This is a genomic window from Pseudomonas sp. S37, from assembly GCF_016658545.1.
In the GTDB taxonomy this organism is placed as follows: Bacteria; Pseudomonadota; Gammaproteobacteria; order Pseudomonadales; family Pseudomonadaceae; genus Aquipseudomonas.
Genome location: NZ_JACVZC010000244.1, coordinates 1 through 367, shown reverse-complemented (window position 1 = coordinate 367; position 367 = coordinate 1). Strand labels below are relative to the sequence as shown.

At 57.5% G+C, this 367-nt stretch carries 1 protein-coding gene; it reads right to left on the bottom strand.

What is annotated here, in order from left to right:
- Nucleotides 1–367 (bottom strand): immunoglobulin-like domain-containing protein (locus IAE39_RS29510; protein WP_201207965.1); only part of this gene is annotated, 367 nt, incomplete at both ends.

Sequence of the window (367 nt, the reverse complement as noted above, 5' to 3'; positions counted from 1 at the left end):
GTGCACGGTAAACGTCGGTTTGACGTTCTCGGCGACAGAAACCTGGTCGGCCGTGATGGTGACCTTGACGATGTCGCCTTCATTACCTGGCGTGCCTGGCTCGTCGGTGACCTGGGTTTTGACTTCGGTCTTGTCCAGGGTCAGTTGCTCGAACTTCCACGCGTCCGCACCGCTGACCGAATCAATGGAATTGACTACTGGTGCATTGCTGCCGACATAGACGTTGTCCGGCGCGATGGCAGTGGCCGAGCCGGTGGTGCTGTTGGCCGCCACGACGATATTGGTACCGTCAGCCAGCTTGAAGTACAGCTCCGAATGGTTGTTGATCGGCAGACCATCTTTGTTGGTCAGCGTGATGGTGTAGGTG